The organism is Streptomyces hilarionis (assembly GCF_024539675.1).
Taxonomy (GTDB): Bacteria; Actinomycetota; Actinomycetes; order Streptomycetales; family Streptomycetaceae; genus Streptomyces; species Streptomyces hilarionis.
The window spans coordinates 1-3,731 of the sequence record NZ_JAHHIT010000310.1; the positions used below are offsets into that span (position 1 = coordinate 1).

Below are 3,731 nucleotides of genomic sequence, written 5' to 3' on the forward strand. Positions count from 1 at the left end.
AAAAGGCCTACAGAGACAGAAGGCGCGACGAAAAAGCGGCAGCTGAAGCTGCAAAAGCACAGGGCCTCCCCCCGACTTCGTCGGTGCTCGATCTGACCACCTCTTTCGCTTCGCTCATTCGCTGAATCACCACCTCCTCGCTTCGCTCGATCGGACGGTGGAAATACCGCCATATATAAGACTAAGAAGGAGCACCCCTGTAGCCCGCATAAACACTGACCTGAAAAGTTGAATTTCTTATCGGGTCAGTAAGAGGCCTTGTTGTTTTTGGTTGAAAACGGTGGTATGATTCTTACTCATCAAGCAGAAAAATAATAAGATTTCTTACCGGTTTGCTTGACTGTTTAGCGGTTTGAGTAAGAAACATACTAGGAATTTCTACAATGTCAGATAAGAAAAAGGTTTATTACACGACTCGGTCGGCTGTCCTCTCCGCCAAAGAGAATCCTTGGGCGAGAGAGTTGGCCCACACCATCAAGAAGGGGAAAAAGGTCACTGGCTTTGCTTCGGCGCATCACTCACTGGTGAATAACGCCACAGGCGAGGTTGCTGGGGATATGGCCGTGATTGGGATTCAGAAAGTCGTGGACAGAGAGGAGTTCGTGAAATTTTTCGGGGCTGGGATCGAGGAGGTTTTTGAGCTATCAAAGCCTGCGAAAGACCTGTTTCGCTCGATTTTGCGTGCATACCTGGATCAAAAGTACCAACCGGATCAGCTGTATATCAGCTACGAAGCCATATGTGATGATCATGGCTATGGCAAGTCGAGACCCACGTATAACAACGGCATCAATGAGCTTTGCGTGAAGGGTTTTCTTGCCCCTGTTGAGCGTAAAGACGGGATGTTCTGGGTGAATCCCCACCTTTTCTACAAGGGTGATCGCATCAGGATCGTGCACGAATATGTACGCGCCGGATCTGAGGCGCATGCGCAGCTTGAGCATGAGCAGGCCATCATGCAGCAGCAAAATATCCCAGGGCTTGAGCTGGATGGGGGTGAAGAATGAATATCAATCCCGACATGCCAGACCCGAGCGATGATGATGAAATAGTGCGTGCTGTGCTAGCCCAGATAGCTCTGGAGCCCTCTCAGGCTCCATCCCCTAGCCTCGCACAGGAAAATGCCCCTGAAGGGCTCCAGCGAGCCCACAGCGCCTCCGATGACGCTGATCTGGAATGGCTCCTCGGGGAATAGCGCCTGCTGGCAGCAATTGAAAATAGCCTATCGAAATAGGCTATTTTTTGGGCCTGCTTTTAATTGGTAACGCGTTACCGAACTCAAAAAAATAATCGGTAACGAGTTACCGATTATTGCGCACTTTCCGTGTTTTTGAAAAGTGTCCAAGTCCATCAAAGGCCCCGTGTAGGCTGCTCGCGGGCATTTCGCTGTGCAGGCGAAAGCACCGCAGGCTGGGCCTCTTGAGGCTCCAGAGCGGCGACACGGCGCTCCAGCTGATCTGCCTTGGCGCGATACCCATCGCGCTCCCAGGCCATATCCGAGATCTGCTTATCGAAGCCTGCGTACAGGCCGTCACGCTCTTTCAGGACGCCCACCTGCGCCTTGAATTGGTCTCGCTGCCGCTCGGCTGTTTCAGCTCGTTCCAGGGCGCTATCACGCTCGCGTTCCAGCCCTAGGAATTTATGGGCAATGCTCTTGCCTGCGGCCTTCACCGAGGCCAGCAAACCCTTGGTTTTCTTCGTCTCCGACCGAGCCTCTTTCAAGTCCTTTTTCAGCGCTTTGTTGTCGATTTTCAGGGCCTCGATCTCCTTATCCTTGCTACTCAGCAGCCCGGTTAGCTTGCCCCACAGGCTCGACTTCCCGAACTCTTTTACAGCTTCGTTTCGTCCATCCTCGATTCCCTTGAGGCGCGCTGCTTCCTGCGCCTTATCAGCGTCTTTGAGGGCCTTCGCCTGCATCGCCCTGATCTCGGCCAGCGCCGATGATTTGAGCGCGTCTACGGTCGATTGAGAGGCTTCCACGGCCTCTCCGGCCCGTACCATCAGCGCCTCGGCCTGTTGGAATTTCTGCCCGATTGTCTCGACCTGAAGCTGCTCAAGCTTCCACTCCTCGCGGGTCAATCGACGTCTACCAGGGCCAAGCCGTGACATGCCGTTGGGTGCCCCGACGTGCTCATGATAATCGTCCTGAAACGACCGCATGGCGGTCTTGTACGCCGCGTTTCGGTCGCCTTTTAGGCTGCTCTTGCCCAGCTCATTGGCAGCGCGCTTGCCGTCGTGGATCGCATCAAAGCTCTCACCAGGGCGAGGCACAACGTAGAAATGACAATGAGGGTGTGATTCGTCTGTGTGCTCCAGCACCGTTTGCAGGCGGTCGCCATAGCGCCCTTGGAGCCATTCCAGGGCATCGCCCTTGATCCGCACCCATGCAACCGGGTCAGTGCCGTCCGGGGCAGAGAAAACGCCACCAAGCAGGCACAGGGCGTCCTTGCGGGTCTTTCTCCCTATGGCGTCCGTGGTGCTCGCGGCCCACGTTTCGCACGTGGCTTCAAGCTCCTCAATGGGCTTACCGAATAGCAGTGTCGGGGGCTGGGGTGCTTCGATATGGGGAATTGCGCCAGGTTCTCGGTTTGCCTCAGCCACAATCGATCTGACTGAATGGCCACCGGTTTTTCCTGTTTTGGGGGTAGATCTGCTGAAGGAATCAACGTGCATAAATTGGAATGACATGGTGATTTTCTCACTCTTTTTATTGTTTTTATGGCTTCCATTTTACATCAAAAACAGGTCAAAAACTGGAGCAAGATCAAAAGCATAGTGACCGACTATGCTTATTACGACTTCGTCTCCATAAGCTCGGCTCTCCCGAGGGGTAAAGCAGATCAAAAGCATGGCCGGGGGAGTGGAGTACATACGTACTCCTTCCCGTCCACAGAGCCAGATCAACAGCTCACAGCGCAAAACGTACTCCCACGGAGTACGTCCTGCAAAACGTACTCTGTGAGAGTACGTCCTGCACATCGAGGTCGCTCAGAGTGGGGTGGATGGCTTCATCATCCGCCACGCTCTGAGGGGCCCAACAACGAGCAGCGCGAGGCGTTAGAGCGCCGGTCCAGTCGCTGCAATCCCGACGTGTTCCGCGCCTTGCAGGCCTGCCCAGGCGCGGGATTTTCGCTCCTTCCCGACGCGCAGCTTCGCTGCACAGCGCGGCTCTGCCGCAGCAATCAGCGCAGGGTTGTCAGCCTTATTGACGCATTGCAAGCACCCGTCGCGACCCTCCGGGGGAGCGTTACCGAATAGGTCTACCTCCCCTTTAAATCGGTCACTCGTCCTCACGAACCCAGCAAAAAGCCGCTGGGTCCATTCGTCCTCGCGGCACCGCGAGGCGGTGCGGCCCGCTACGCGGAATAGGCCCAGGGCGCCGCTTTGCGGCGGGTTGCCTCCCCCCGGAGGGTCGCGACAAATGCCCGACGAGTGGTAGCGTCGCGGCTTGCATTTGGTAACGCGTTACCATATACTATTCATATGTTAAGTAACGCGTTACCAAATAAGAAGAGGTAGTTATGAAAGACCCTAGAGATAAGAAAACCGTCGATGGCTTTGCCGACCTGGTTGCCCAGGTCGAGAGCACCCCGCTCCGCAAGAAGCCCGGCCGCAAGCCTTCCGGTGAGAAGGCTCTCACCCCGGCAGAGAAGCAAAAGGCCTACAGAGACAGAAGGCGCGACGAAAAAGCGGCAGCTGAAGCTGCAAAAGCACAGGGCCTCCCCCCGACT

The 3,731-nt window shown here is 55.4% G+C and carries 3 protein-coding genes; 2 read left to right on the top strand and 1 reads right to left on the bottom strand.

What is annotated here, in order from left to right:
- Window positions 1-383: 383 nt before the first annotated feature.
- Window positions 384-1,007, top strand: a complete 624-nt coding sequence (locus tag KMS84_RS38140; protein ID WP_256912288.1) for a hypothetical protein — start codon at window positions 384-386, stop codon at window positions 1,005-1,007.
- Window positions 1,008-1,350: 343 nt separating this feature from the next.
- On the opposite strand, the gene KMS84_RS38145 is transcribed toward KMS84_RS38140, so the two are convergent.
- The gene (locus KMS84_RS38145; RefSeq protein WP_216591791.1) at window positions 1,351-2,601 is read right to left on the bottom strand and encodes a hypothetical protein; all 1,251 of its coding nucleotides are present in this window, start codon (window positions 2,599-2,601) and stop codon (window positions 1,351-1,353) included.
- Window positions 2,602-3,521: 920 nt separating this feature from the next.
- Here KMS84_RS38145 and KMS84_RS38150 point away from each other — a divergent pair.
- A partial coding sequence (locus KMS84_RS38150) for a hypothetical protein (protein ID WP_256921143.1) occupies window positions 3,522-3,731 on the top strand: 210 nt, incomplete at its 3' end.

Coding starts and splice junctions, on each gene's coding strand:
- KMS84_RS38140 (WP_256912288.1), top strand. CDS start 384: ATGTCAGATAAGAAAAAGGTTTATTACACGACTCGGTCGGCTGTCCTC.